Origin of the sequence: Pontibacter sp. 13R65, from assembly GCF_047525655.1 — a bacterium.
GTDB lineage: Bacteria > Bacteroidota > Bacteroidia > Cytophagales > Hymenobacteraceae > Pontibacter.
Genome location: NZ_JBLIQL010000019.1, coordinates 68,642 through 90,158, shown reverse-complemented (window position 1 = coordinate 90,158; position 21,517 = coordinate 68,642). Strand labels below are relative to the sequence as shown.

The 21,517-nt window shown below is 45.3% G+C and carries 22 protein-coding genes and 1 tRNA gene; 11 read left to right on the top strand and 12 right to left on the bottom strand.

Annotated features, from left to right (window positions below):
• Nucleotides 1-14: 14 nt before the first annotated feature.
• Nucleotides 15-1,103, top strand: a complete 1,089-nt coding sequence (locus tag ACMA1I_RS18280; RefSeq protein ID WP_337069877.1) for an MBL fold metallo-hydrolase — start codon at nt 15-17, stop codon at nt 1,101-1,103.
• Nucleotides 1,104-1,210: 107 nt separating this feature from the next.
• Here ACMA1I_RS18280 and ACMA1I_RS18275 read toward each other — a convergent pair.
• Both ACMA1I_RS18275 and ACMA1I_RS18270 read right to left on the bottom strand, forming a co-directional pair.
• Nucleotides 1,211-1,283: transfer RNA gene (locus ACMA1I_RS18275), tRNA-Gln, on the bottom strand.
• Between the two features lie 96 nt (nt 1,284-1,379).
• The gene (locus tag ACMA1I_RS18270) at nt 1,380-1,565 is read right to left on the bottom strand and encodes a hypothetical protein (RefSeq protein ID WP_414703938.1); all 186 of its coding nucleotides are present in this window, start codon (nt 1,563-1,565) and stop codon (nt 1,380-1,382) included.
• Nucleotides 1,566-2,006: 441 nt separating this feature from the next.
• Between ACMA1I_RS18270 and ACMA1I_RS18265 the strand changes: the two genes are divergently transcribed.
• The 3 genes from ACMA1I_RS18265 to atpC all read left to right on the top strand — a co-directional run bounded on the left by ACMA1I_RS18265 (nt 2,007) and on the right by atpC (nt 4,636).
• The gene (locus ACMA1I_RS18265) at nt 2,007-2,237 is read left to right on the top strand and encodes a hypothetical protein (RefSeq protein WP_337069875.1); all 231 of its coding nucleotides are present in this window, start codon (nt 2,007-2,009) and stop codon (nt 2,235-2,237) included.
• 551 nt (nt 2,238-2,788) lie between these two features.
• Nucleotides 2,789-4,300, top strand: coding sequence for a F0F1 ATP synthase subunit beta (gene atpD / locus ACMA1I_RS18260; protein ID WP_337069874.1), 1,512 nt, complete (start codon nt 2,789-2,791; stop codon nt 4,298-4,300).
• A 90-nt stretch (nt 4,301-4,390) separates the two neighbouring features.
• Nucleotides 4,391-4,636 (top strand): ATP synthase F1 subunit epsilon, encoded by a 246-nt coding sequence (gene atpC / locus ACMA1I_RS18255; protein ID WP_337069873.1) that lies wholly within the window; start codon nt 4,391-4,393, stop codon nt 4,634-4,636.
• A 126-nt stretch (nt 4,637-4,762) separates the two neighbouring features.
• On the opposite strand, the gene ACMA1I_RS18250 is transcribed toward atpC, so the two are convergent.
• Nucleotides 4,763-5,383, bottom strand: a complete 621-nt coding sequence (locus ACMA1I_RS18250) for a PAS domain-containing protein (RefSeq protein WP_337069871.1) — start codon at nt 5,381-5,383, stop codon at nt 4,763-4,765.
• 492 nt (nt 5,384-5,875) lie between these two features.
• Here ACMA1I_RS18250 and ACMA1I_RS18245 point away from each other — a divergent pair, with 492 nt between their 5' ends.
• Together ACMA1I_RS18245 and ACMA1I_RS18240 are read left to right on the top strand one after the other, a co-directional pair.
• A complete protein-coding gene (locus ACMA1I_RS18245; protein WP_337069870.1) occupies nt 5,876-7,003 on the top strand; it encodes an aminotransferase class I/II-fold pyridoxal phosphate-dependent enzyme in 1,128 nt (375 codons plus the stop codon).
• 51 nt (nt 7,004-7,054) lie between these two features.
• Nucleotides 7,055-7,774, top strand: a complete 720-nt coding sequence (locus tag ACMA1I_RS18240; RefSeq protein ID WP_337069869.1) for an endonuclease/exonuclease/phosphatase family protein — start codon at nt 7,055-7,057, stop codon at nt 7,772-7,774.
• Nucleotides 7,775-7,802: 28 nt separating this feature from the next.
• Here ACMA1I_RS18240 and ACMA1I_RS18235 read toward each other — a convergent pair whose 3' ends face one another.
• Genes ACMA1I_RS18235 through ACMA1I_RS18225 form a run of 3 tightly spaced genes read right to left on the bottom strand, consistent with a single transcriptional unit; the run spans nt 7,803 to nt 10,193 of the window.
• Nucleotides 7,803-8,936 (bottom strand): DegT/DnrJ/EryC1/StrS family aminotransferase, encoded by a 1,134-nt coding sequence (locus tag ACMA1I_RS18235; RefSeq protein WP_337069868.1) that lies wholly within the window; start codon nt 8,934-8,936, stop codon nt 7,803-7,805.
• Complete coding sequence (locus tag ACMA1I_RS18230; protein WP_337069867.1) at nt 8,926-9,582, bottom strand: acetyltransferase; 657 nt, start codon at nt 9,580-9,582, stop codon at nt 8,926-8,928. Before ACMA1I_RS18230 ends, ACMA1I_RS18235 begins: the two co-directional genes overlap by 11 nt.
• A complete protein-coding gene (locus ACMA1I_RS18225; protein WP_337069866.1) occupies nt 9,579-10,193 on the bottom strand; it encodes a sugar transferase in 615 nt (204 codons plus the stop codon). Before ACMA1I_RS18225 ends, ACMA1I_RS18230 begins: the two co-directional genes overlap by 4 nt.
• 290 nt (nt 10,194-10,483) lie before the next feature.
• Here ACMA1I_RS18225 and ispE point away from each other — a divergent pair, with 290 nt between their 5' ends.
• Nucleotides 10,484-11,293: a 4-(cytidine 5'-diphospho)-2-C-methyl-D-erythritol kinase gene (gene ispE, locus ACMA1I_RS18220; RefSeq protein WP_337069865.1), complete on the top strand. Its 810-nt coding sequence runs from the start codon at nt 10,484-10,486 to the stop codon at nt 11,291-11,293.
• Here ispE and ACMA1I_RS18215 read toward each other — a convergent pair.
• From ACMA1I_RS18215 to tgt, 3 genes are all read right to left on the bottom strand, one after another.
• Nucleotides 11,249-12,190, bottom strand: coding sequence for a DMT family transporter (locus ACMA1I_RS18215; RefSeq protein WP_337069864.1), 942 nt, complete (start codon nt 12,188-12,190; stop codon nt 11,249-11,251). The two genes, ispE and ACMA1I_RS18215, sit on opposite strands and share 45 nt — an antisense overlap.
• Nucleotides 12,190-13,263, bottom strand: coding sequence for an LptF/LptG family permease (locus ACMA1I_RS18210; RefSeq protein ID WP_337069863.1), 1,074 nt, complete (start codon nt 13,261-13,263; stop codon nt 12,190-12,192). Before ACMA1I_RS18210 ends, ACMA1I_RS18215 begins: the two co-directional genes overlap by 1 nt.
• A 127-nt stretch (nt 13,264-13,390) precedes the next feature.
• Nucleotides 13,391-14,521, bottom strand: coding sequence for a tRNA guanosine(34) transglycosylase Tgt (gene tgt, locus ACMA1I_RS18205; RefSeq protein ID WP_337069862.1), 1,131 nt, complete (start codon nt 14,519-14,521; stop codon nt 13,391-13,393).
• 421 nt (nt 14,522-14,942) lie between these two features.
• Between tgt and ACMA1I_RS18200 the strand changes: the two genes are divergently transcribed.
• On the top strand, nt 14,943-16,046 hold the full coding sequence (locus ACMA1I_RS18200; protein ID WP_337069861.1) for a glycosyltransferase: 1,104 nt from the start codon (nt 14,943-14,945) through the stop codon (nt 16,044-16,046).
• Nucleotides 16,037-16,645: an RNA polymerase sigma factor gene (locus ACMA1I_RS18195; protein ID WP_007659731.1), complete on the top strand. Its 609-nt coding sequence runs from the start codon at nt 16,037-16,039 to the stop codon at nt 16,643-16,645. Before ACMA1I_RS18200 ends, ACMA1I_RS18195 begins: the two co-directional genes overlap by 10 nt.
• A 275-nt stretch (nt 16,646-16,920) precedes the next feature.
• Here ACMA1I_RS18195 and rsmG read toward each other — a convergent pair whose 3' ends face one another.
• Both rsmG and ACMA1I_RS18185 read right to left on the bottom strand, forming a co-directional pair.
• Nucleotides 16,921-17,559 carry a 16S rRNA (guanine(527)-N(7))-methyltransferase RsmG gene (rsmG, locus tag ACMA1I_RS18190; protein WP_337069860.1) on the bottom strand — a complete coding sequence of 213 codons (639 nt, stop codon included), beginning with the start codon at nt 17,557-17,559 and terminating at the stop codon, nt 16,921-16,923.
• A 246-nt stretch (nt 17,560-17,805) separates the two neighbouring features.
• Complete coding sequence (locus tag ACMA1I_RS18185; RefSeq protein WP_337069859.1) at nt 17,806-18,765, bottom strand: YheT family hydrolase; 960 nt, start codon at nt 18,763-18,765, stop codon at nt 17,806-17,808.
• A 132-nt stretch (nt 18,766-18,897) separates the two neighbouring features.
• Between ACMA1I_RS18185 and ACMA1I_RS18180 the strand changes: the two genes are divergently transcribed.
• Nucleotides 18,898-19,290 carry a hypothetical protein gene (locus ACMA1I_RS18180; RefSeq protein ID WP_337069858.1) on the top strand — a complete coding sequence of 131 codons (393 nt, stop codon included), beginning with the start codon at nt 18,898-18,900 and terminating at the stop codon, nt 19,288-19,290.
• A 235-nt stretch (nt 19,291-19,525) separates the two neighbouring features.
• Nucleotides 19,526-19,786, top strand: coding sequence for a 30S ribosomal protein S20 (gene rpsT / locus ACMA1I_RS18175; RefSeq protein WP_337069857.1), 261 nt, complete (start codon nt 19,526-19,528; stop codon nt 19,784-19,786).
• Between the two features lie 295 nt (nt 19,787-20,081).
• Here the strand turns inward: rpsT and pyk are convergent, their stop codons facing one another.
• A complete protein-coding gene (pyk, locus tag ACMA1I_RS18170; protein ID WP_337069856.1) occupies nt 20,082-21,506 on the bottom strand; it encodes a pyruvate kinase in 1,425 nt (474 codons plus the stop codon).
• Nucleotides 21,507-21,517 lie beyond the last annotated feature (11 nt).

Genomic DNA, 21,517 nt, shown 5'->3' with positions numbered 1-21,517 from the left:
TAATACTGTAGTCTATGGACATATACTTCTATCAAGCTGAGTGCGGCGACGCTGCACGCATAAGGTATGTTGGCAATGACGGCAAACCCCATAATATCCTTATTGACTCGGGGTACGAAAGAACCTTTGATCATGTGTTGGCTGACGAGATCCAAAAAGTCAGACAGGCAGGTGAGCGTATTGACCTGTGGGTTGTGTCCCATATTCACGACGATCATATAGGTGGTGCTTTGGAATATAAAAATACGATCATCTACGGGGGGCAAGAAGACATAGTAGACAACTGGTATTACAACCCACCGCGCTCAACTGCCAAAGAGTTAGTTGAGGTGCAATCCGATCTCATCAGTTCGGCTAAGAGCATCAAGCAGGGGGATGGGTTGACAGAATTCCTTGTAGCTAGCGGTAAACTGCCTAAAGCGGATATCACCTCAGAACTTCCACCACTTGATCTTCACGGATTGAAGATGACTATTCTAACTCCTGCCTCAAACGAACTAAATAGGCTTAGGGAAAAATACCCTGTAACTGATTTAAGGATGCTGGAGCGAGAGGAACTAGATGTAGTGAGCGAGGCTAAGGCCGCAAAAGGGAACGATTACCATATTCAGATAGGTGACTTCGATCTGGATCATTGGTCAGAGGACAATTCCGTGGAAAACGGAAGCAGCATCTCCATACTTACCGAATTTAACGGAAAAAGAACCCTCTGGCTAGCGGACTCTCACCCCACCGATATCGCTATATCATTAAAAGCCCTAGGTTACACTAATTCCGCTCCCATTGTCTGCGACTATGTTAAGGTAAGTCACCACGGTAGCAAGGGGAATAACAGCGACAACTTATATAACCTGATACGATGCAACCACTACATTATGAGCGTAGACGGGGAAAACAAACATAACCTTCCCAATAAGGAGTGTATAGCCCGTATTCTTCGCAATCAGAATAGACCATCTGAATCACATTATCACTTCTATTTTACCTATGATAACCAAACCCTCAGGAATATTTTTGAAAAGGATGGTGAGGATGTGTATGAAAAATGGAATTTCACAAATCATTTCGTGAGTGATAAGAAATGGGTCGAGATCAATTATTGACTATTGTTACACTATAACCTAGTGTAACGAACATGAGAAAAATATTCACATAAAGTTTCACGTGTACAAAAAAAAGCCTCTCAGATTTCTCTGAGAGGCTTTTTATGTTGTCCGACCAGGTTTCGAACCTGGACTCTTCTGAACCAAAATCAGACGTGTTGCCAGTTACACCATCGGACAAGTTACCGCCCAACTTAGAGTGGAAGCCCCGTCGTTGTTTGGTGATGCAAAGATAGGCAGACGATTTTAAACTGCAAACATTTGCTCAAAAATATTTTAAAAAGTTTCTTCTAAAATCTGCTTCAGCGCCGTGTGGTAGTGCTTTTTGGTAATTACTATACCATGCGGAGAAGCTCTGGTGATGTCGTTTTTATGCGCAGATGCGGTGCATAAATTCATGAAAATCACGTCGTTATTTTGAAGCGTTTTCTCAGAAATGGCTCGCAGCTTTGGTGCCATCATTACCAATATGCGGCTCTGGGCGTCGGCCAATAAAAAAATAATATTGCCTGAATTATTTTTTCAGAAGCCCATTCAAGGTTGATTTAATTGCCTTCTCAGAGTAGAGCAGTGCCGCCACATCATCCATTTAATAGGCCACTTGGTGCGTCCGTCTTAAGAGGGCGTGAGCGGTTACTCCTAATATTTGCTTTGGCGCCACGCATTTGGGTTTATCTAAAAGTGAGGTGCAAGAGCAGATACTAACATTTTTATGACCCACTCCACCGCATGTACTTGTTAAAAGCGTGATAGCAAAGGCAGAAGAGCCATTGAGGTGGGAGCAAAGAGCGGCCTGAAGTGCGGGTGCAAATAAATATGTTGGCAAATGCTGAATTTATTAACGCAACCTGTCACCTCCCTGAATTTTTCCCGTAAAGATATCTGCTATATCTAATGATCTATATGTATCCAACTACAACTAACACCGACATTGTTACCACTACCTGTGGCCGCCAGCTCGATCTGAGCAAAACCGAACTTGTAATAGAAAAGGCCAACAGCCTGTTCAGCTACAACGTGCACAAGCTTAGTACTGGCGAATATGTGATCGCCGAAAAATTTTACGCTAACCCGTTTAACAACAGGTATATTCTGCTCAACGACGATCAGATAGAGCTCCTGAAGAACCTTTAGTTGGCTCGATAGGCACTTTTCTAATTAATAATTGGAGGTCGCTAATTCAGTAGGCCAAGGGCATAAACTTTGAGTTATACCTCCGAGAGGCCATTTTGATTAGCAGAATTTAGTTGCGCACATTAGGTTGCTGATTGAATGTCTTAAAAGTTGTTCATAATCTCCAGGATTTTCTTCCTGCACTTCCCTTATAACGCCCAACTTATGTAGTAGGTCGAGAGTCTATTGTATTACATTTATTTTTTACCTCCGAAAGGACTATTCTATTAGCAGGATTTACAGGCTTGTACCCGCTATCTGTTTGTGCTGGCTATAGACTGGCTTGTGCACTTTCGCATAAATTAAATGATTAAAAGCCCGTGTTTTGCTGAGAACACGCAAAAAGAAGCAAGGCGGCAGCATATTTCCCCGGTATTCGCCATCATGTTTAGTAATTAAGCATCAAAGAGTTAATTTTTTTGTGTTGTTGCGTGGATTTGATAGATTTATGGGTTAGTTTTGCACCCTGAATTAACTCCATTAACAATAGCTAATCATTTATAAAAAGTCAAATGGCGAATATTGGCAGAATTACCCAGGTTATCGGTCCGGTGGTGGACGTTAGCTTTGCGGGTGAAAGTATTAAACTACCAAATATTTTGGATGCCCTCGAAGTGACGAAAGACAATGGCCAGAGAATCGTTCTGGAATGTCAGCAGCACCTTGGTGAGGACCGTGTACGTACCATAGCAATGGACTCTACGGAAGGTCTTTCTCGTGGCACTGAAGTAGTTGACCTGGGTGGTCCTATCAAAATGCCTACAGGCGAAGGCATTAAAGGGCGTCTGTTTAACGTAATCGGCGAAGCCATCGACGGTATTCCGCAGCCAGTTAGCACAGGCGGTCTTCCTATTCACAGACCTTCTCCACGTTTCGAAGATCTTGCTACTTCTTCTGAAGTACTTTATACAGGTATCAAAGTAATCGACTTGATCGAGCCCTATTCTAAAGGTGGTAAAATTGGTTTGTTCGGTGGTGCTGGTGTGGGTAAAACCGTACTGATCCAGGAACTGATCAACAACATTGCCAAGGCACACGGTGGTCTTTCTGTATTTGCCGGTGTAGGTGAGCGTACCCGCGAAGGAAATGACTTGCTTCGTGAAATGATTGAGTCTGGCATTGTGAAGTATGGCGATGCCTTTATGGAATCGTTAGAGCACGGTGGCTGGGATCTTTCTAAAGTAGATATCGAAGAACTGAAAGAGTCTAAGGCTACTTTCGTGTTCGGTCAGATGAACGAGCCACCAGGGGCACGTGCCCGTGTGGCGCTTTCTGGTCTTACAATGGCGGAGTACTACCGCGATGGCGAGCCAGGTTCAAGCGATGCCGGTCGTGACATCCTGTTCTTCGTAGACAATATCTTCCGCTTTACTCAGGCAGGTTCTGAAGTATCGGCTCTTCTTGGTCGTATGCCATCTGCGGTAGGTTACCAGCCAACGCTGGCCACAGAAATGGGTGCCATGCAAGAGCGTATTACCTCTACTAAGCGTGGTTCTATTACATCGGTACAGGCTGTTTACGTACCTGCGGATGACTTAACTGACCCTGCTCCAGCCACAACCTTTGCCCACTTAGATGCTACAACGGTACTTTCCCGTAAAATATCGGAGCTTGGTATCTACCCGGCAGTAGACCCTCTTGACTCTACTTCCAGAATCCTGACTGCCGATGTAGTTGGTGCAGACCATTATAACACTGCCCAGCGCGTTAAAGAAATCCTGCAGCGTTACAAAGAACTTCAAGACATCATCGCCATTCTTGGTATGGACGAGCTTTCTGAAGAAGACAGATTGGTAGTACACAGAGCACGTCGTGTACAGCGTTTCCTGTCGCAGCCATTCCACGTAGCAGAGCAGTTTACCGGCCTGAAAGGTGTATTGGTTGATATCAAAGACACTATCAGAGGCTTCAACGAGATTATGGACGGTCTGCATGACAACCTTCCGGAAGCTGCCTTCAACCTTGTAGGTACTATCGAAGATGCAGTTGCCAAAGGTCAGAAAATGATGGCCGAAGCCCGTTAATATAAGTTAAAGGTTAAGAGTTAAGAGTCAGAATTGGTACAGCCAATTCTGACTCTTAACTCTTAACTGTAAACTCATAACTACAAAAGAATGTATTTAGAGATAATCACACCAGATAAAAAGGTATTTGCCGGTGAGGTAGATGCTGCGCAGTTCCCCGGAACCAATGGTTCTTTCGAGGTGCTGGATATGCACGCTCCTCTAATCAGCACCCTGGAAAGAGGCAGAGTACGTGTCACCACCAAGCAAGGACAAGAGTTCTTTACCGTGGAAGGCGGTGTGGTAGAAGTGCTGAACAATAAAATTATTGTACTTGCCGAATCTGTTATTGGGTAAGTCTTTTTAGCTTAAACAAAAACGCCTTCTGTTCTTCTGGAGCAGGAGGCGTTTTTGCTTATTACCGTTGCTAATTGCCTACTATGTAAAGACTGCGCTGGTAAGGCGGCAGCGATTAAGGTTAGCTTACTGAGGCGGTCCATTTTGTTTCTTTTTTGTTTCTCTTATTACGGCATCTAACTCATGGCTGCTCTTGCTGAGCATTTGGCAAATATTTCGGGTATTCTGGTCGATGTCCATTTTTTCCAGAATTCTAATTAGGCCAATGATATTAGCCAGAGGCTTTCGGATAACATGCGATTGGTACCAGCCTAATTCCTTTGGTAAGCCCTCTGTATGGTTCAGGAGTTCTCTGGTGTCTTCTAACAGCTCCTTCTGCTCCACAAATTCTGTGATGTTATAGCCAATGCAAAAAATGCCGGTTGGCTCTAACTGCTCGTTAAACATAGCCTTGTACTCCCACTGCGTTATAATGTAACTGCCATGGCCATCGTGTTTGCGAAGGGTGGCCGGAAATAACCGCTCGGGATGGGCAAAGCATTTAGCGGCTACCTCTTTACACACTTCAACATCGTCTGGGTGCATGGTTACTCTGTAGGGCTGCCCTATAATAACACCATGAATGTGGTTGAACGCTCCGGCATAGTTGGTATTAACATAGGTATAGAAGCCCTCCATGTTAATAGTGGTGACATAATAAAAGGAAGAGTTTTCCAGTAAGGCTTTTGTTTCTTCAAAAGTGGTCATAGATTGATTGGGTTGCAATTAGGTCTACGAATAAAGTAAATAATTGCCGCTTTTATTTATGTTGTAAAGGTGCCTATATAAAACTACGCAGGCGCGGCAACAACGGCTATCATGTTTTATTGTTTATATTGTTGATTATTAAGTATTTGAACTTGGTGTGAAGTGCGATGATGCTTTGTTAATTTAATGTGATATCAGAGGGAGTGGTAACAAATGCATGAAAATGATAATAGGTGTAAAGTGCAGATAGTTGTGAAGCAAATACTGCACAGGCACTTTAGTTACCCTATTGGAGCTCTCTCCGGTTAAATTTTTAATTTAATGAGAGCAAATTATTCTAATAAAAAAGGCCTTCCAGAGGTATTTTCAGCGAAAAAGCAAGAGGACTATCATAGAGCAGATATGAGTTGTTTCGCTGATTCTGCAAGAATTCGGCTTAACTTTTTAATTCATTCTAAAAGGTCCTTAACTTAAGGCCAAATTAGATTAGCCATGACACAGTTTCATCCGAAAATAACACCGATCTATCAAACCTCTGTTTTTACATTTGAGGACCTTAACGAGCTGGAAAATTACTTTGAGCAACCCGGCAACCAGTACATGTACTCCAGGTTTGGGAACCCGAACACCGATGAGCTGGCTGCTGAAGTAAATAAGCATGAAGGAGGGGCAGGGGCTGTGGTGACATCTTCGGGTATGTCGGCCATTTTGGTTGCGGTGCTCACTTACTGCCAGGCTGGTGACCATGTGCTTTGTGCCGAAGAGATATACGGTGGTTCTGCTACGCTGCTGTCGCAGGAGCTGACACGGATCGGCATAGCGGTTACGTTTGTGCCTGCCGAAGAACTCTATAGCTTGGCTAACCACGTGCAGCCAAACACCAAAATGCTGCTGGCCGAAACCATCAGCAACCCACTGCTGCAGGTGCTGGATATTAAACGGCTGGCGGAGCAGACAAAGCAATCGGGCATAAAACTGGTAATTGACAATACGTTTGCCTCGCCAGTTATTACAAGGCCTTTTGAGTTTGGTGCCGATATGGTGATGCACAGCGTTACCAAATACCTCTCAGGACACAGCGATGTAACAGCCGGTGTGGTGGTTTGCCAGGAGCAGGACCTGAAGCGGGCCAAGCAGGTGGTGATGACCTTTGGTGTTAACTTAAGTCCCTTTGAAAGCTGGCTCGCCGCTCGCGGCCTGAAAACCTTGAAACTGCGCATTCGGCAGCACTCTCACAATGCCCTGGCTATAGCACAATTTCTGCAGCAGCACCCCAAGGTGGAGCAGGTGTGGTACCCCGGCCTGGAGCAGCATCCGCAACACCAGCTAGCTACAGAGCAAGGAAAAGGAATGTATGGTGGTATGCTGTCTTTCAGAATCGCAGACGAACTGGGAACGGTAAACAGCTTTATGCAGGCCCTGCAGCACATGCCGTTTGCCCCTTCGCTGGCTGGCGTCAGCACATCTATTTCTCACCCGCTGCGCACCTCTCACCGCTCCTTTACCCCCAACAGGCTAACCAAATTAGGTATCACACTCGGCGTAATCAGGCTATCGGTTGGAATAGAAGATGCAGAAGAACTAATTGCTGACTTGGAGCAGGCGTTGGAGAAAATATAGTAAGTGGAGCAGTAAAGTTCTGTTTATTTAGATGATGGCTCATGCATAAAAATGAAAATTGTCACTTGGAATTGCAATGGAGCTTTAAGAAACAAGTTTCAATTTCTCTTAGAACTCGAAGCTGACATTTTTATAATTCAGGAGTGTGAAGACCCAGAGCAAACACCACATATACAATATAAAGAGTGGGCTAAAAACCATCTTTGGATCGGAAGCAACAAGAACAAAGGCCTTGGGATATTTGCTGCAGAAGGCTTTAAGATGGAAATGTTAACATGGAGCAATGTCTTTTCAGATCATGTTGTGAAGCATTTTCTTCCTTGTTTAATAAATAATGACTTTCAACTTGTGGGGGTGTGGGCGCACCAGAATAACTCTCCTAATTTTGGCTACATTGGGCAAGTTTGGAAATACCTTCAACTAAATAAGCAGAAGTTAGGAAAGGTAATAATTGCAGGAGATTTAAACAGTAATACTATCTGGGACCAGTGGGATAGATGGTGGAATCATTCTGATGTGGTAAGAGATCTGCAAGAGCTTGGAATCATAAGTATATATCACAAGTTTTATAATGAAAATCAAGGAGAAGAATCTAAACCTACATTCTTTTTAAACAGAAAGCTTTCAAAACCATATCACATAGACTATGTTTTTCGAAGCCAAGAGTTTGAAGCTGGCATATTAAACGTAGATATCGGTGACACAGAGCAGTGGTTGAGAGTTAGCCACCATTTACCACTAATTTGTAATTTCGAAGGAGGTAGAAAATAGTTGAATGACCAAGATTGTAATAAGCAGATTATACTCCCAGCTCCGCCTTCAGTACTTTCACCACTTTCTCCAGGTCTTCTTCTGTCAGGCTGCTGCTGGAGGGGAGGCAGAGTCCTTTTTCAAAGAGTGCCATACTCAAATTTTCTCCGTAATACGGAGCGTCTTTGAACAGGGGCTGCAGGTGCATAGGTTTCCAGAGCAGGCGTGTTTCTATATTATAAGCTTCCAGGGCAAGGCGAACTTCTTCGGGTGTTTTGTTTAGTTCTGGCTGTAATAAAATAGTGGTGAGCCAGCGATTAGAAAAACAGTTTTTCGGCTCCGGCAAAAAAGAAATCAGCTCGCTCTCCAATTGCTCCCGGTAAAAGCCGAAAATTTCGCGTCGCTGTTTCACTCGTTTCTCCAGCACCTCCAGTTGCCCCCGCCCAATACCGGCTGCAATATTGCTCATGCGGTAGTTGTAGCCCATCTGCGTGTGCTCGTAGTAGGAGTTACTTTCCTTAGCCTGCGTCGACAAAAATCTGGCCTGTTCGGCAAGTTGTTCATTGGCCGTTACAAGTGCTCCTCCACCCGAAGTGGTAATAATTTTATTTCCATTAAATGAGAAGATCCCGAGTTCGCCAAAAGTACCTGTTTGGTGGCCACCATACCGGGAGCCCAACGATTCTGCTGCGTCCTCTATAAGCGGAATTTCATAATGGTGGGCAATATCGAGCAGCTCTTTCATCATGGCGGGCATACCGTAAAGGTGTACCAGCAGGATGCAGGCAGGCTTTTTCCCAAGCTTTAACCGTGCTTCTATTGTTTGGGTGAGCGTAGTGGGGCACATGTTCCAGGTAGATGCCTCGCTTTCCACAAAAACGGGCGTGGCACCCATATAAAGAATTGGGTTGGCAGTAGCTACGAACGTAAAAGTAGAGCAAAGCACTTCGTCGCCAGGTTGTACCCCCAGTACGCGGAGGGCCAGGTGAATAGCGGCCGTTCCGGAATTAAGCGCTACCGCAAAGCGAGCATTGGTATGCTGGCAAATGTCGTGCTCTAAACCTGGTATATTGGGGCCGGCTGTGGTTACCCAATTGTCTTCGAGAGCCTTCTGAACATAGTTCTGCTCATGCCCCCCCAGGTGCGGTACCGACAGGAAAATACGTCCGGGCCTATAGTTCATTTGATTTGATAATTTTTGCAGGTACACCCACTGCTGTACACCGGGCAGGTAGGCTTTTAGTTACAACGGCACCGGCACCTATAGTGGTATTCTCTCCAACCATAATGCCTTGCAAAAGAGCGGCATTGGTGCCTACATATACGGCTTCTTGTAAAGTGACAGCACCCGATACCTTTACTCCAGGCATAAGCGATACAAAATCATTCAATACAACATCGTGGCCGATTGTGCAACATAGATTGATGAATACGTGCTTCCCCAGGTTGATGTTGGAGGTTAATATCACTCCCTGCGAAATAATGGTGCCAGGTCCAAACGAAATATATTGGTAAGGCTTAACAGAAACCGAAGGGTGCAGTAGCACCGGAAAATAAAGATTGGAAAACTTCTGCAGGCGCTGTACCACTTGCCTTTTTACCTGTGGAGAGCCGATGCCTAACACCACAGCAAGCTCTTGCTGTACCAGTTCCAGGTCGTTTAGAGTTCCCAGGTAAGGCACTTGGTCTATAAACAAGCCAGAGAGGGAGGTATTGTCGTCGTAAAAACCAAGTATATTCCAGGTAGCAGACACTTCGTTGATCTGGTGAAGCAAAACAAGCAGCTCACGACCAAGGCCGCCAGCACCTACAAGGGCAATGTCTTTCATGTGGTGGGTATTTCGCCTTTAAAGCGCGGCGCTGTGGCATAACCTGGGGCATGTATGTCGGCGCTTTTTACAACTTGTTTCACCGTTTTCAGCAGAATATAGAGGTCTGTTTTAAAACTTTGGTGCTCTACATACCACAGGTCAAGTTTAAATTTCTGTTCCCATAAAATGGCATTACGCCCATGAATCTGAGCCCAGCCTGTAATGCCTGGCATTACTTCGTGCCTCCTTGCCTGCTCCTGGTTGTAAAGTGGCAGGTAATCCATGAGCAAGGGGCGTGGACCTACCAGGCTCAGGTCGCCACGGAGCACATTAAAGAGTTGAGGCAGTTCATCAAGCGATGTTTTCCGGACCCAGGTACCAATAGCAGTGAGGCGCTTCTCGTCTGGCAATAACTCCCCGTGTTGGTCATAGGCATCGACCATGGTTTTAAACTTGTACAGAAAAAATGGCTTGGCCTTATAACCTGGCCTCTGCTGCCTGAAAAGCACCTGGCCGTTTTGCTTAGCCGCCAGGCATAACCCAACCAGTAGAAACAGCGGGAAGCTAAGAAACAGGGCCACAGTGGCTAGCACAAGATCTAATATGCGTTTAAAATACTTCTGGTACATGTTTAAACTTACGGCTAAGCGCTACGTCTCAGTTTTCTGCTAAAGCACTTTTTACGAAAATACAAATTATTTTATTTGCAATAGTAATTGGTTCAGCTTAATTCAAGGCCGGAACGGGAGCAAAGCTGTATGGGTGCTATTAATTTTTTACCTTGCGGCAAATAGTCGGCAGGAGCCAAAACAAAGCGGGTTCAGACTTGGCTTAGCCTACTTTACCCTAAGTGACTTTGAGCCTAAAATGCCTCCTGAAGGCTTTTTTTATTAGTAGAATTTAAAACTTAAGGCGTAACATGCTTGATTTTCCAAATGCAAAACTGAACCTGGGGCTGTTGGTTACCTCTAAACGGCCCGATGGTTTTCATAATTTGCAATCTTGTTTTTACCCGGTTAAGTGGTGCGATGCGTTAGAGGTGCTGCCAGCCTCCGAGGAGACGTTTACTATGAGCGGTCTGCCTGTGCCTGGTAACCCCAACTCTAATCTTATTCTTAAAGCCTATAAGCTGCTGCAGCAGGATTATAAGCTACCGCCCGTGCACTTGCACCTGCACAAGGTTATACCTATGGGGGCCGGTTTGGGAGGAGGCTCTGCCGATGCGGCCTTTACGCTTAAGTTGCTGAATGTACTCTTTGAGCTTAGTCTGAACGAGGATGCCTTAGAGGATTATGCGCGTAAATTAGGAAGCGACTGTGCCTTTTTTATCCGAAACAAACCAGTGCTGGCCGTAGAAAAAGGAGATGTTTTCAAGCCAATAGAGCTCGATCTCACGGGCTATAGCTGTGTGGTAGTTTACCCGGGAATTCACATCACCACGGCAGAGGCTTATGGTAATATCAACCCAAAAGAGCCCGAAATAGGCCTTGATGAGCTGATACAGCAGGATGTGTCTACCTGGCGCAACACCTTGAAAAACGATTTTGAGGATGCGCTCTTCCCTAAATACCCGGCTTTAGCAGTATTAAAAGAAAATTTATATGAAGCCGGGGCAGTGTATGCCTCCATGACAGGCTCTGGCTCGGCAGTGTATGGCTTGTTTAAGGGAGAAGTGCCGGTAAACTTAATCTTTCCCGATAATTATCTCGTCTGGAAGGGTTTGCTTTAGCTTTTTGCGGCGCACCACAAAGGCGTCCAGCACCGGGTAAATAAACACACTTAGCAGAATGATAGCGGCTCCGAGGTAGAAACCGGTAGAAACCTGTTTATGCTCGTTAAAAATAATCCAAGCCAACACAATGCCATAAACAGGCTCCAGATTTACGGTAAGGTTCATGGTGTAGGCGGTAATGCGCTGCATCAGCCGAACACCGGCCGTGTAAGCGTATACGGTGCAGGCTAGCGAGAGTATAAGCAGGTACACCCAGTCCATAGCAGTTAGGGCAAAATTTAGCGCGCCTCCCTCAGCAAAAAAGTAAGTGTAAACCGGGAAAAAGAGCACAGTGCCCAGGCAGGCTCCGGCCATTTCGTAGCAGGTGATGGTGGTAGCAGGTATTTTTTTTGCCAGGCCTGCATTGATGATGGTAAAAATAGAGGCCAGCAGGGCAGAGGTAACCGCCATTAAAATTCCCACTATGTTGTTAAACTCGGTCTCGTGCTGAAAAATAACATAGAGCCCCAGTATGATGACAAGTCCCAGCAGAATTTCGTGTGCCTTTATGCGGCTTTTGGTAAAGAGTGGTTCCAGAAAGGCCGTCCAGAGACTGCAGGTAGCCATACCCACCAGGCAAATCGAAACCGATGAAATTCGGGCGGAGGCAAAGAAAAGCATCCAATGTGCCGCTATCAGAAATCCAACACTGAATACTACAAGCCCCTGGCGGCTACCGAGCCAGAATTTGGTGCCTTTTTTATAGATGATAAGGCCAAGGGCTAAGGCTGTAAGCAGCGTCCGTAATGCTACCAGCTCTACCGCCGGAATGGTGATAAGCTTGCCCAGAATGGCTGTAAAGCCCCACAGGAAGATGATGAAGTGCAGCTCAAAAAAATCTCGCAGACGTGGCATTAGCGTGGTATGTAGCGGTATAGCACAAAGCCGATACCTGTAAAAATAATGGTCGGAATCCAGGCAGCAATAAAAGGATCCATGTTGCCCACCTGAGCGAGGCTACGGCTGGCAATTACAAAAATGATAAAGATGAAGGCCAGTACGAAGCCAAGTGCAATCTGGACTCCCACACCTCCTCTGGCTTTTCGGGCACTCATAATAACGCCGATAATGGTCAGGATTATGATCGCAAAGGGATAGGTAAACCGCTCATACTTTTCTACCAGGTAAAGTTCTATGTCGTCGGCACCACGTTCTTTTTTCTGCGCAATAAAAGCGTTTAGCTCCGGCAGGGTCATGGTTTGCTCCAACTTGTAAGTGCTCTCAAAGTCTTTCGGCCGCATATTTAGGGTGGTATCGAGCTGTCCGCCTTTGAAAATGGTTTCTTTCTCACCATCGAAGGTGCGCAGGGTGTAGCTGTCCATGTGCCACTTTTCTTTTTCGGCGTTCCAGGAAATGTAATTGGTGGTGAGCTTTTCTGACAGGTTAATGCCCGTAATGCGCTCAAGGGCGAAGTTATAGCCTATATGGGAATTGTTGTTGTAGTTCTCCATGTAGGCATAGGTGTCTGGCGCAATTTTCATGTGAATGTTACGGCCATCATATGTAAAAGGGCTCTTTACATACTTTACCTGAAAGGCCACCGTCTTTTTATTTGAGTTTGGAATAACCCAGCCAATTAGGCCAAAGGTCATGGCGGCAATAAGCGCAGCTCCCATGGTGTAAGGCAGCAGCAACCGTCTGAAGCTTACGCCACTGCTGAGGATGGCGATGATTTCGGTATGCGAGGCAAGCTTGGCCGTTACAAAAACAGTGGCAATAAACACCGTAATGGGGCTCAGCATGTTGGCATAGTACGGTATCAGGTTTACATAGTACACCAGAATTTCTGATACCGGCAGCTTGTGCTTAATAAAGTCGTCGTTTTTCTCTGTAAAATCAATTACACAGATAATGGCCACTAAAATGAGCACCACAAAGAAAAATGTGGTCAGAAATTTCTTCAGTATATAACTATCGAGGAGCTTCACCTTTTAAAAAGTTAAGAGTTAAAAGTTATGAGTTAAGAGTGTAAAAGAATTTTAACATATATGTACATGCCTTATTCTGTTTGGGAAAATATTTATAGGTTTTAACTCTTAACTTTTAACTGGCTCGCTAGAGCCTGGTCATTAGTTTCTTTACCATCAGGTCTTTCCAGTCGCGGAAAGTTCCCTTTAGAATTTGTTCACGAGCCTGCTTTACCAGCCACAAGTAAAAAGTGAGGTTATGCACGCTCGATATCTGGGCGCCCAGCATCTCGGTAGAGTGCACCAAGTGGCGCAAATATGCTTTGCTGTAAAACGTGCTCACATAGCCACCTAGTTCCGCATCTATCGGGCTAAAGTCGTCGGCCCATTTTTTATTGCGGATGTTCACGATGCCTTGTGTGGTAAACAACATGCCATTGCGGGCGTTTCGTGTGGGCAGTACACAATCGAACATGTCTACACCGAGGGCAATGTTTTCGAGAATGTTGGCTGGTGTGCCTACACCCATCAGGTAACGAGGCTTGTCGGTGGGCAGTATGTCGCACACCAGCTCCGTCATTTCATACATCATTTCGGCTGGCTCACCTACCGATAAACCACCTATAGCGTTGCCTTCGCGGCCAAAAGAAGCAATGGTCTCGGCCGACTTTACGCGAAGGTCTTTGTAGGTGCTGCCCTGCACAATAGGGAAAAGCGTCTGGTTATAACCGTACTTCGGTTCGGTGCTGTCGAAACGATCTACACAGCGCTGCAGCCAGCGGTGCGTGCGGTCCATCGAGTTTTTGGCATAGGTGTAGTCGCAGGGATAAGGCGTGCATTCATCAAAAGCCATGATAATGTCGGCCCCGATAGTACGCTGTGTATCCATTACGTTCTCCGGAGTAAAGTTAAGGGTAGATCCATCTATGTGCGACTTAAACTTTACACCTTCTTCCTTTATTTTGCGTGTGCCTGCCAGCGAAAATACTTGGTAGCCGCCACTATCGGTCAGGATTGGGCCGTTCCAGCCATTAAATTTATGAAGGCCACCCGCTTTCTCCAGTACCTCCAGGCCGGGGCGCAGGTAGAGGTGATAGGTATTGCCTAGAATGATCTCTGCTTTTATATCGTCGGTTAGTTCGCGCTGGTGCACAGCTTTTACGGTGCCAGCTGTACCAACGGGCATAAATATAGGCGTTTCTATGGTGCCGTGGTCGGTTTGAACCACGCCGGCCCGCGCTTTTGACTGGGTATCGTTTGCTACTAAAGTAAATTGCATAAAATGTAGAAGATAGGCCAATGGTTACAAAAACAAGGCCAGATAGCAGCAAAAGCAAAAAGCTTCTGCTTTGTTTTATCTAAAAATTTAGAACCCGCAAAGATACGAACTGGTAAAGGAGACACAAGGCATAAGATGCAAGTTATGAGACTTTTTTAAGTGCCTTTCTTTTCTGTTTCGGAGCATGTAGCCAAAGCAGGAGCAGGCTCGGAGCTAAATTCAACTAAAGTTTTCTGACGCTTCGGAAATGGCAGCAGATTAATTACTTTTGAGAAGGCAATATTGAACCGTTAAATGACTGTATGATTAAATGGCTAATTCATTTAGAATTTTAAGCATATATGCAGAGCCGACAATTCAGCCATGAAGCAATTTGCCTGTTTCACAATTCGACAAAGTAACCATTTAACACCTGATTGATTTGGTCCCACTTATACTGCTGGCTGTTCTTGCTTTCTGCGTGCTGGTTCAGCTATACTATGCTTATTTCTATTTCCTGCCACTCACCCGGTATCAAGACCCTGAATCGAACACCAAAATACCGGTTACTGTAATTGTAGCGGCGCATAATGAACTCGAGAACCTGATAGAACTGTTGCCGATGCTGCTCGACCAGGAATACCCTGAGTTTGAGGTGCTGGTGGTTAACGACCGCTCCGAAGACGATACCGAGTTTTACCTTTACGAACTGGAAAAGCAATTTCCGCATTTCAGGGTCGTTACTATCAAGAAGACACCCGAATACCTTAATTCCAAGAAATACGCGCTGGCCCTGGGCATCAGGGCTGCTAAGTACGAGCACATGCTTTTTACAGATGCCGACTGCCGGCCCTCCGGCCTGAACTGGATCGAAAAAATGCAAAGTGCCTATGCCTCAGGGGCTGATGTAGTAGTGGGATATTCCCCTTATTTAAAAATTAAAGGATTTTTAAATCATCTTATCCGATATGAAACCTTACTGACCGGAATTCAGTATCTGTCTCATGCAAACAAGGGATACGCATACATGGGCGTAGGGCGAAATTTGTCTTATACCAAGGCGTGTTTTTTTAGAAATAAAGGTTTTGCATCACATATCAGAACGGTGGGCGGTGATGACGATCTCTTTGTTCGGGATGCCGTCAGAAACAGTAATGTAAGCCTGGTAATAGACAAAGAGGCACATACAGAGAGTATTCCCAAAAAGACGTTTCGGGAGTGGCTAACGCAAAAAAGAAGGCACATGGCAGCAGGCAGGCAGTATACGGCCGGTGCTAAAAGAAGAATTGGATCTTTTTTAGCTGCTAACATCCTTTTTTACGTACTCACTATTATTGTACTTGTTTTCAACAGTCAATTGGCTATATTGGGTGCTGTTGTTGGCCTGCGGTACGCCCTTGTTTTTCCGGTTTACATGCTTTCTGCACGTAGGCTCCAAGAAAAAATTTCATTGCCACTGTTGCCTGTTTTGGACTTAGTCTATTTTTTCAACTATCTGCTCCTTGGGGTATCTGTATTAATGTATAAAAAAATCAGATGGAAGTAAATAAACAATTCTCTGCAAAAGCTAAACACGATTTCAAGCTGATTCAGGCAGCTGTAGAAGAAAACGATGAGAAAGCGTATGCCGAGTTGATGAGTATCTATAAAAAGCCTGTATACCACGTTGTGCTAAAGATGGTGCGCAATGCAGACGATGCCGAAGACCTGACCATAGAAGCCTTTGCCAAAGCGTTCAGAAACCTGCATAAGTTTAACCCGGAGTATGCCTTCAGTACCTGGCTTTTCCGGATCGCCACCAACAACTGCATCGACTTTATCCGGAAGAACAGGATAAAAACCATGAGCATCGACTCTGCAATAAAAATAGACAACGGCGACGAAATTACGATCGACTTCAAAGACAAGAACCTTAACCCGCAGGAAGAGGCTATTAAAAACCAAAAGATCGAGATTATGCAATATGTGGTAGCCAAATTGCCGGAGAAATACCAGCGACTGGTTACACTGCGATATTTTAATGAGCTGAGCTACGAAGAAATAGCCACCGAGCTAAATGCACCGCTTGGTACCGTAAAAGCCCAGTTGCACCGTGCCCGCGAATTGCTCTACGACATGGTGAAAAACAAAAAGCATTTGATATAAGGCTACGCCATAATTTATAAGTAGCCATTGAAGGAAAGTAAACTTTACAGTTTACAATAACCTAAAATGGCTCTGAACAGTAAACGAAAGAAACAGGAAAAGAGGCAGATGATCTCTCCTCTTGCTTTAAGATTTTGGATTAAGGTTGATTATTGGTTAGAAGCCCCTGCTGCACTTGTTGTAGTGGGGGCTTTGCCTTTTACCCCTTGTCTAAAAAAAAGCTCCTTTGCCTCCGGAAGGGCAATTTCATTAGGATAATTTACCTGAGCCTGCTGCTAGGGTAATGGCACATACACCACCTTTTTTGTCTCAAAGAAATCTTCGTTAAAATAATCCTTCAGGTCATACACCTCTGTAATCAGCCCGGACTCTGCTATCTCTTCTGCCAGATCGCCGCCTTTAAGATAATACAGGCCTTTGGTGGGCAGTTCGGTTCGTTTAAAGCTGTTGGCTACCCAGGGATAGAAATTGGCCAGGCGCGTTACGGCACGGCTTACTACAAAGTCGAATTTTTCGCGTACCTGCTCGGCCCTGGTGTGGGCAGCGGTTACGTTCTGCAGGTGTAGTTCGCGGGCAATCTCCTGCACTACATGTATTTTTTTGCCAATAGAATCTACCAGGTGGAACCGTACTTCCGGAAACATAATGGCCAAAGGAAGGCCAGGTAAGCCTCCACCGGTTCCTACATCTAAGACATGGGCATGCGCCGGAAACTGTACCACCTTGGCTATGCCCATCGAATGCAGAATATGGTGCACCCCCAGCTGTTCCATGTCTTTGCGCGAGATTACATTTATTTTTTCATTCCACTCGCGGTAGAGCTCTCCCATGTGCTCAAATTTTGCCAGCTGATCTTCTGTCAGCTCCGGGAAGTAACCTGAAAGCAATGTACGGATGGCGGTAGTGTGGGGCATCTTATCTGTATTTAGCGGTTTAACCTTGTGCTGCAAAAGTAATAATAGTTCCTGATTGATCGTACGCAGTCCGGATCATAAACTCTACATCAGCGCCAGCCTTGTGCTAATTATTCTAATGAAAACAGCCTTCCGGAGCCAGTTAAGATCATAACTAACAAGGCTTAATTCGCAGCGTTATCCAGTTCGTGCGGGTTGCCAATTTTGAAGTATGCACCTTTAGCCAGTTAAAAATGGCAGGACTTGTTAATCAAAGCCCTCCTCGAGCAAAAACTGAACAGCCCTTATTTCGGAATAGTATACATTTTGGCGAAAGTCTATAGCAAAACCGACGTGCCCGCCTTCTGCTGGTGCCTCCAGAAAAAAATTGGGGTTATGCTCTGCTTCCTTCACCGGAAAACAGCTGTTCGATAGAAATGGGTCGTTTTTGGCGTTAACGAGCAGCGTTGGAATCCGAATGTTTTTAATAAACTGTTTGGAGCTGGAGCGCGTGTAGTAATCGTCGGCACTTGCAAAACCATGCAGTGGTGCCGTAAATCGTTCATCAAACTCCGGAAAAGACCATAAAGGGTTGTAGCCGCTCAGGTCCACCTTGTCTGGGAACAGCTCCCGCTTTTGTGCCAGCTTAATTTCGAGCGACTTCAGAAACCTGCGGCTATAGATTTTAGAGATTCGTTGGGCAGAACTTTTCAGATCGACAGGGGCCGAAAACACAATGGCTCTTTTTACCTCCTGAGGAACCTGCTCCGGTGCCTCGCCCAGGTACTTCAGGCTAATGTTGCCCCCTGCGCTAAAACCGATCAGAAATACTGTTTGATAGTTGCCCACCTGCAGTGCATGCCGCAGCACGAAATCCAGGTCGTCGGAAGCACCCAGGTGGTAGGAGCGGAGCAGCTTGTTAGGCTCTCCGCTGCAGCTGCGGTAGTTCCAGGCCAGCGCATCTATGCCATGCGCATTAAAAGTTTTTACCATCCCCTTTATATACGACCGCTCCGAATCACCCTCCAGCCCATGCGAAAGTATAACAACGGTGTCGGAGCCTACCCGCGACCAGTCAATATCTATAAAATCTTGGTCGGGGGTAGGGAGTCGCTCCCGCTCATACTGCACACCTGGCACCTTCCGGAACAAACCTGGCACGATTGTTTGGAGATGACCATTAAGCAGATAGAAAGGAGGCTTATAAGCAGAGGCAACAACAGGCATAAGAAATAATCAAATAAATCTAAAATTGTAATTTTTTATGAATGTGATCTATTTTAACTCAATTCAGATAATAAGTATATCAATATTCTGTTCTAATCGTATTTAAAACCACACCTAAAATTACTTGAACTTATGAAAATAGAATCGATATTTAAAACTATATTTTTTGCATTTGCCCTGGGTGCCTTTATGTTTGCCTGTGAGCAAGAGACGAGTAGCCAAACCTCAACGGAGGCAGAAGTAGTGGAGGTGGAGACCGACACGCAAGCCTCACCTAGCGAGGTGGAAGCTAAGAGAGAGTATAACGATTTTTCTGCCTGGGTAAACGAACGATCGGCCAGAGTGGAGTCGGCCACTGAAGCAGAGTGGAAAGAAATGAAACAGGAATACAAAGACAAAGAAGCCGAGTTGGAAACAAAAAGCGCCTCCTGGGACGACAAAACCAAAGAGGAGTGGAAAGAGCTGAAAGCCAGCTGGAAAAGCACAGAAGACAAAGCAGAAGCCCGATTTAAGGGTAATCGCTAGTAAGCAAGTTTTTGATTTAAAAAACAGAGCTGCTGTGGCCTTGGAGCTGTAGCAGCTCTGTTTTGTTTAAGATGCTTGATTTTGCCAAAACAACTTGCTTACTTTGCGCCAGCAAAAGGCAAAGGTTATAATAATTTTATCTGGCAATTGCTTTGGATATTAATTATTATCATGATACCTTTGCAAACTCATTTACGGATAGGAACAAAGAATTTAATTTTATATTTGAAATAATATGGCTAACCATAAGTCGGCATTAAAAAGAATCAGAGCGAACAACGCTAAACGTCTTCGTAACAGATACCAAGCGAAAACTACTCGTACTTTTATCAAAAGGTTGAAAAATACAACTGACCAAGCCGAGGCGCAGGAACTTTACAAGACAGTTGTTTCTATGATTGACCGTCTTGCCAAGAAAAACATCATCCACAAAAATAAAGCTTCTAACAACAAGTCTAAGTTAGCGAAATTCGTTAGCAGCTTAGCCGCAGCTTAATTTTTGTAGGTTCCAGTCTGAAAGCCTTGCGCTACCCGTGCAAGGCTTTTTGTGTTTTTACTACTTTCCCTGCTGCAACAGATTGGCTATTGAAAGACTACCTTTCTAAATTTGTAGCTGGCTATACGATCTGCATCTTTATAACCAGATCTTACTGTACAAACTGAGGCATGAGAGTCTCTCTGCCTTGCCTATCAGCCTCCTCTGCATTACTCAAACTATAGAACCTTACAAAAGCAAAAGCCTGAGACCTATTTGAGATCTCAGGCTTTTGCTTTTGTAAAGCAGTTCAGAACTAGGCTACGCTCAACTTAATCATGTTGGTGCGTCGCTCCTGGTTCATAGGCATGCTGGCTGTGTTCACAAACACATCGCCAGCCTCCAGGAACCCCCCGTCTAAGAGCGTTTGCTTAATATCAGCAATGGTGGTGTCTGTAGATTCGAAGGTTTCGTAGTAGAAGCCTCTGATGCCCCAAACAAGATTCAGGGTATTTAATAACTTTTTGTTTTCAGTAAACACAAAAATGTCAGATTTCGGACGGTGCCTAGCCAGGCGTAAGGCGGTGTAGCCAGATCTGGTGATACCGATAATGGCACGGGCATTGGTGTCGCGGGCAAGGCCACAGGCGTTTGCCACGAGGCTATCGCTCAGGAAAGTAGGAGAGTCTGGGCGCAGGCCATAAGTTTTGTCAAACACCTTGGCGTTGCGCTCTACGTTCAGGATGGTAGATACCATGCTGCGGATAGTCTCGAGAGGGTAAGCTCCTACAGCTGTTTCAGCGCTCAGCATCAGCGTGTCGGCACCATCTATCACAGCGTTTGCTACGTCGTTGGTTTCTGCACGGGTAGGACGTGGGTTTACAATCATGCTCTCGAGCATTTGCGTGGCTACAATTACCGGCTTGGCGGCCTTATTGCACTTTTCGATCAGCATCTTCTGGATCATTGGCACTTCTTCCATGCCCACTTCCACACCAAGGTCGCCACGGGCTACCATAACGGCATCGGTCGCTTCAATAATTTCGTCGATGTTACGAATAGCTTCCGGTTTTTCTATTTTAGCAATTACACGGGTGTCTTTGCCGCGCTCCTGAATAATGCGCTTAATTTCATGAATGTCTTCTACACGGCGCACAAACGAAAGAGCCACCCACTCAACATCATGGTCAAGGCCGAAATGCAGGTCCTTTAAGTCTTTCTCAGTTAAGCAGGGAGCCGAAACAGAGGAATCGGGCAGGTTAATGCCTTTGCGAGGCTTCACGATGCCACCATATACTACCTCCGCCTCAACCTCCAGGTTGTTATCTGTAGATATTACCTTTAGTTCCAGCTTGCCATCGTCTAGCAGAATAGCATCGCCAGGTTTGACGTCTTTGGCCAGCTCTGTGTAAATTGTAGACAGTCTGCCTGGAATTGTAAGAGAGCCATCGCAAACAAGTTTAATAATCTGGCCTTCTTCTATTTCAATACCGCCGTTCTCTACATCGCCCAATCTGATTTTTGGCCCCTGTAAGTCCTGCACAAGGCTCACATTGGTGTTTAGCTCACGGTTAACTTCACGCACAAAGTTTATAACCTCAAGGTGCTCTTCGTGGGCGCCATGAGAAAAGTTAAGACGGAAGGCATCAACTCCTTCTTTTACCAATGCCTGAAGACGGTCGTAGCTATTGCTAGCTGGGCCAACGGTGGCCAATACTTTTGTTTTGTTAAAGAATTCCATATTAGAAGATC

Coding starts and splice junctions, on each gene's coding strand:
- ACMA1I_RS18280 (WP_337069877.1), top strand. CDS start 15: ATGGACATATACTTCTATCAAGCTGAGTGCGGCGACGCTGCACGCATA.
- ACMA1I_RS18270 (WP_414703938.1), bottom strand. CDS start 1,565: ATGATGGCACCAAAGCTGCGAGCCATTTCTGAGAAAACGCTTCAAAAT.
- ACMA1I_RS18265 (WP_337069875.1), top strand. CDS start 2,007: ATGTATCCAACTACAACTAACACCGACATTGTTACCACTACCTGTGGC.
- atpD (WP_337069874.1), top strand. CDS start 2,789: ATGGCGAATATTGGCAGAATTACCCAGGTTATCGGTCCGGTGGTGGAC.
- atpC (WP_337069873.1), top strand. CDS start 4,391: ATGTATTTAGAGATAATCACACCAGATAAAAAGGTATTTGCCGGTGAG.
- ACMA1I_RS18250 (WP_337069871.1), bottom strand. CDS start 5,383: ATGACCACTTTTGAAGAAACAAAAGCCTTACTGGAAAACTCTTCCTTT.
- ACMA1I_RS18245 (WP_337069870.1), top strand. CDS start 5,876: ATGACACAGTTTCATCCGAAAATAACACCGATCTATCAAACCTCTGTT.
- ACMA1I_RS18240 (WP_337069869.1), top strand. CDS start 7,055: ATGAAAATTGTCACTTGGAATTGCAATGGAGCTTTAAGAAACAAGTTT.
- ACMA1I_RS18235 (WP_337069868.1), bottom strand. CDS start 8,936: ATGAACTATAGGCCCGGACGTATTTTCCTGTCGGTACCGCACCTGGGG.
- ACMA1I_RS18230 (WP_337069867.1), bottom strand. CDS start 9,582: ATGAAAGACATTGCCCTTGTAGGTGCTGGCGGCCTTGGTCGTGAGCTG.
- ACMA1I_RS18225 (WP_337069866.1), bottom strand. CDS start 10,193: ATGTACCAGAAGTATTTTAAACGCATATTAGATCTTGTGCTAGCCACT.
- ispE (WP_337069865.1), top strand. CDS start 10,484: ATGCTTGATTTTCCAAATGCAAAACTGAACCTGGGGCTGTTGGTTACC.
- ACMA1I_RS18215 (WP_337069864.1), bottom strand. CDS start 12,190: ATGCCACGTCTGCGAGATTTTTTTGAGCTGCACTTCATCATCTTCCTG.
- tgt (WP_337069862.1), bottom strand. CDS start 14,521: ATGCAATTTACTTTAGTAGCAAACGATACCCAGTCAAAAGCGCGGGCC.
- ACMA1I_RS18195 (WP_007659731.1), top strand. CDS start 16,037: ATGGAAGTAAATAAACAATTCTCTGCAAAAGCTAAACACGATTTCAAG.
- rsmG (WP_337069860.1), bottom strand. CDS start 17,559: ATGCCCCACACTACCGCCATCCGTACATTGCTTTCAGGTTACTTCCCG.
- ACMA1I_RS18185 (WP_337069859.1), bottom strand. CDS start 18,765: ATGCCTGTTGTTGCCTCTGCTTATAAGCCTCCTTTCTATCTGCTTAAT.
- ACMA1I_RS18180 (WP_337069858.1), top strand. CDS start 18,898: ATGAAAATAGAATCGATATTTAAAACTATATTTTTTGCATTTGCCCTG.
- rpsT (WP_337069857.1), top strand. CDS start 19,526: ATGGCTAACCATAAGTCGGCATTAAAAAGAATCAGAGCGAACAACGCT.
- pyk (WP_337069856.1), bottom strand. CDS start 21,506: ATGGAATTCTTTAACAAAACAAAAGTATTGGCCACCGTTGGCCCAGCT.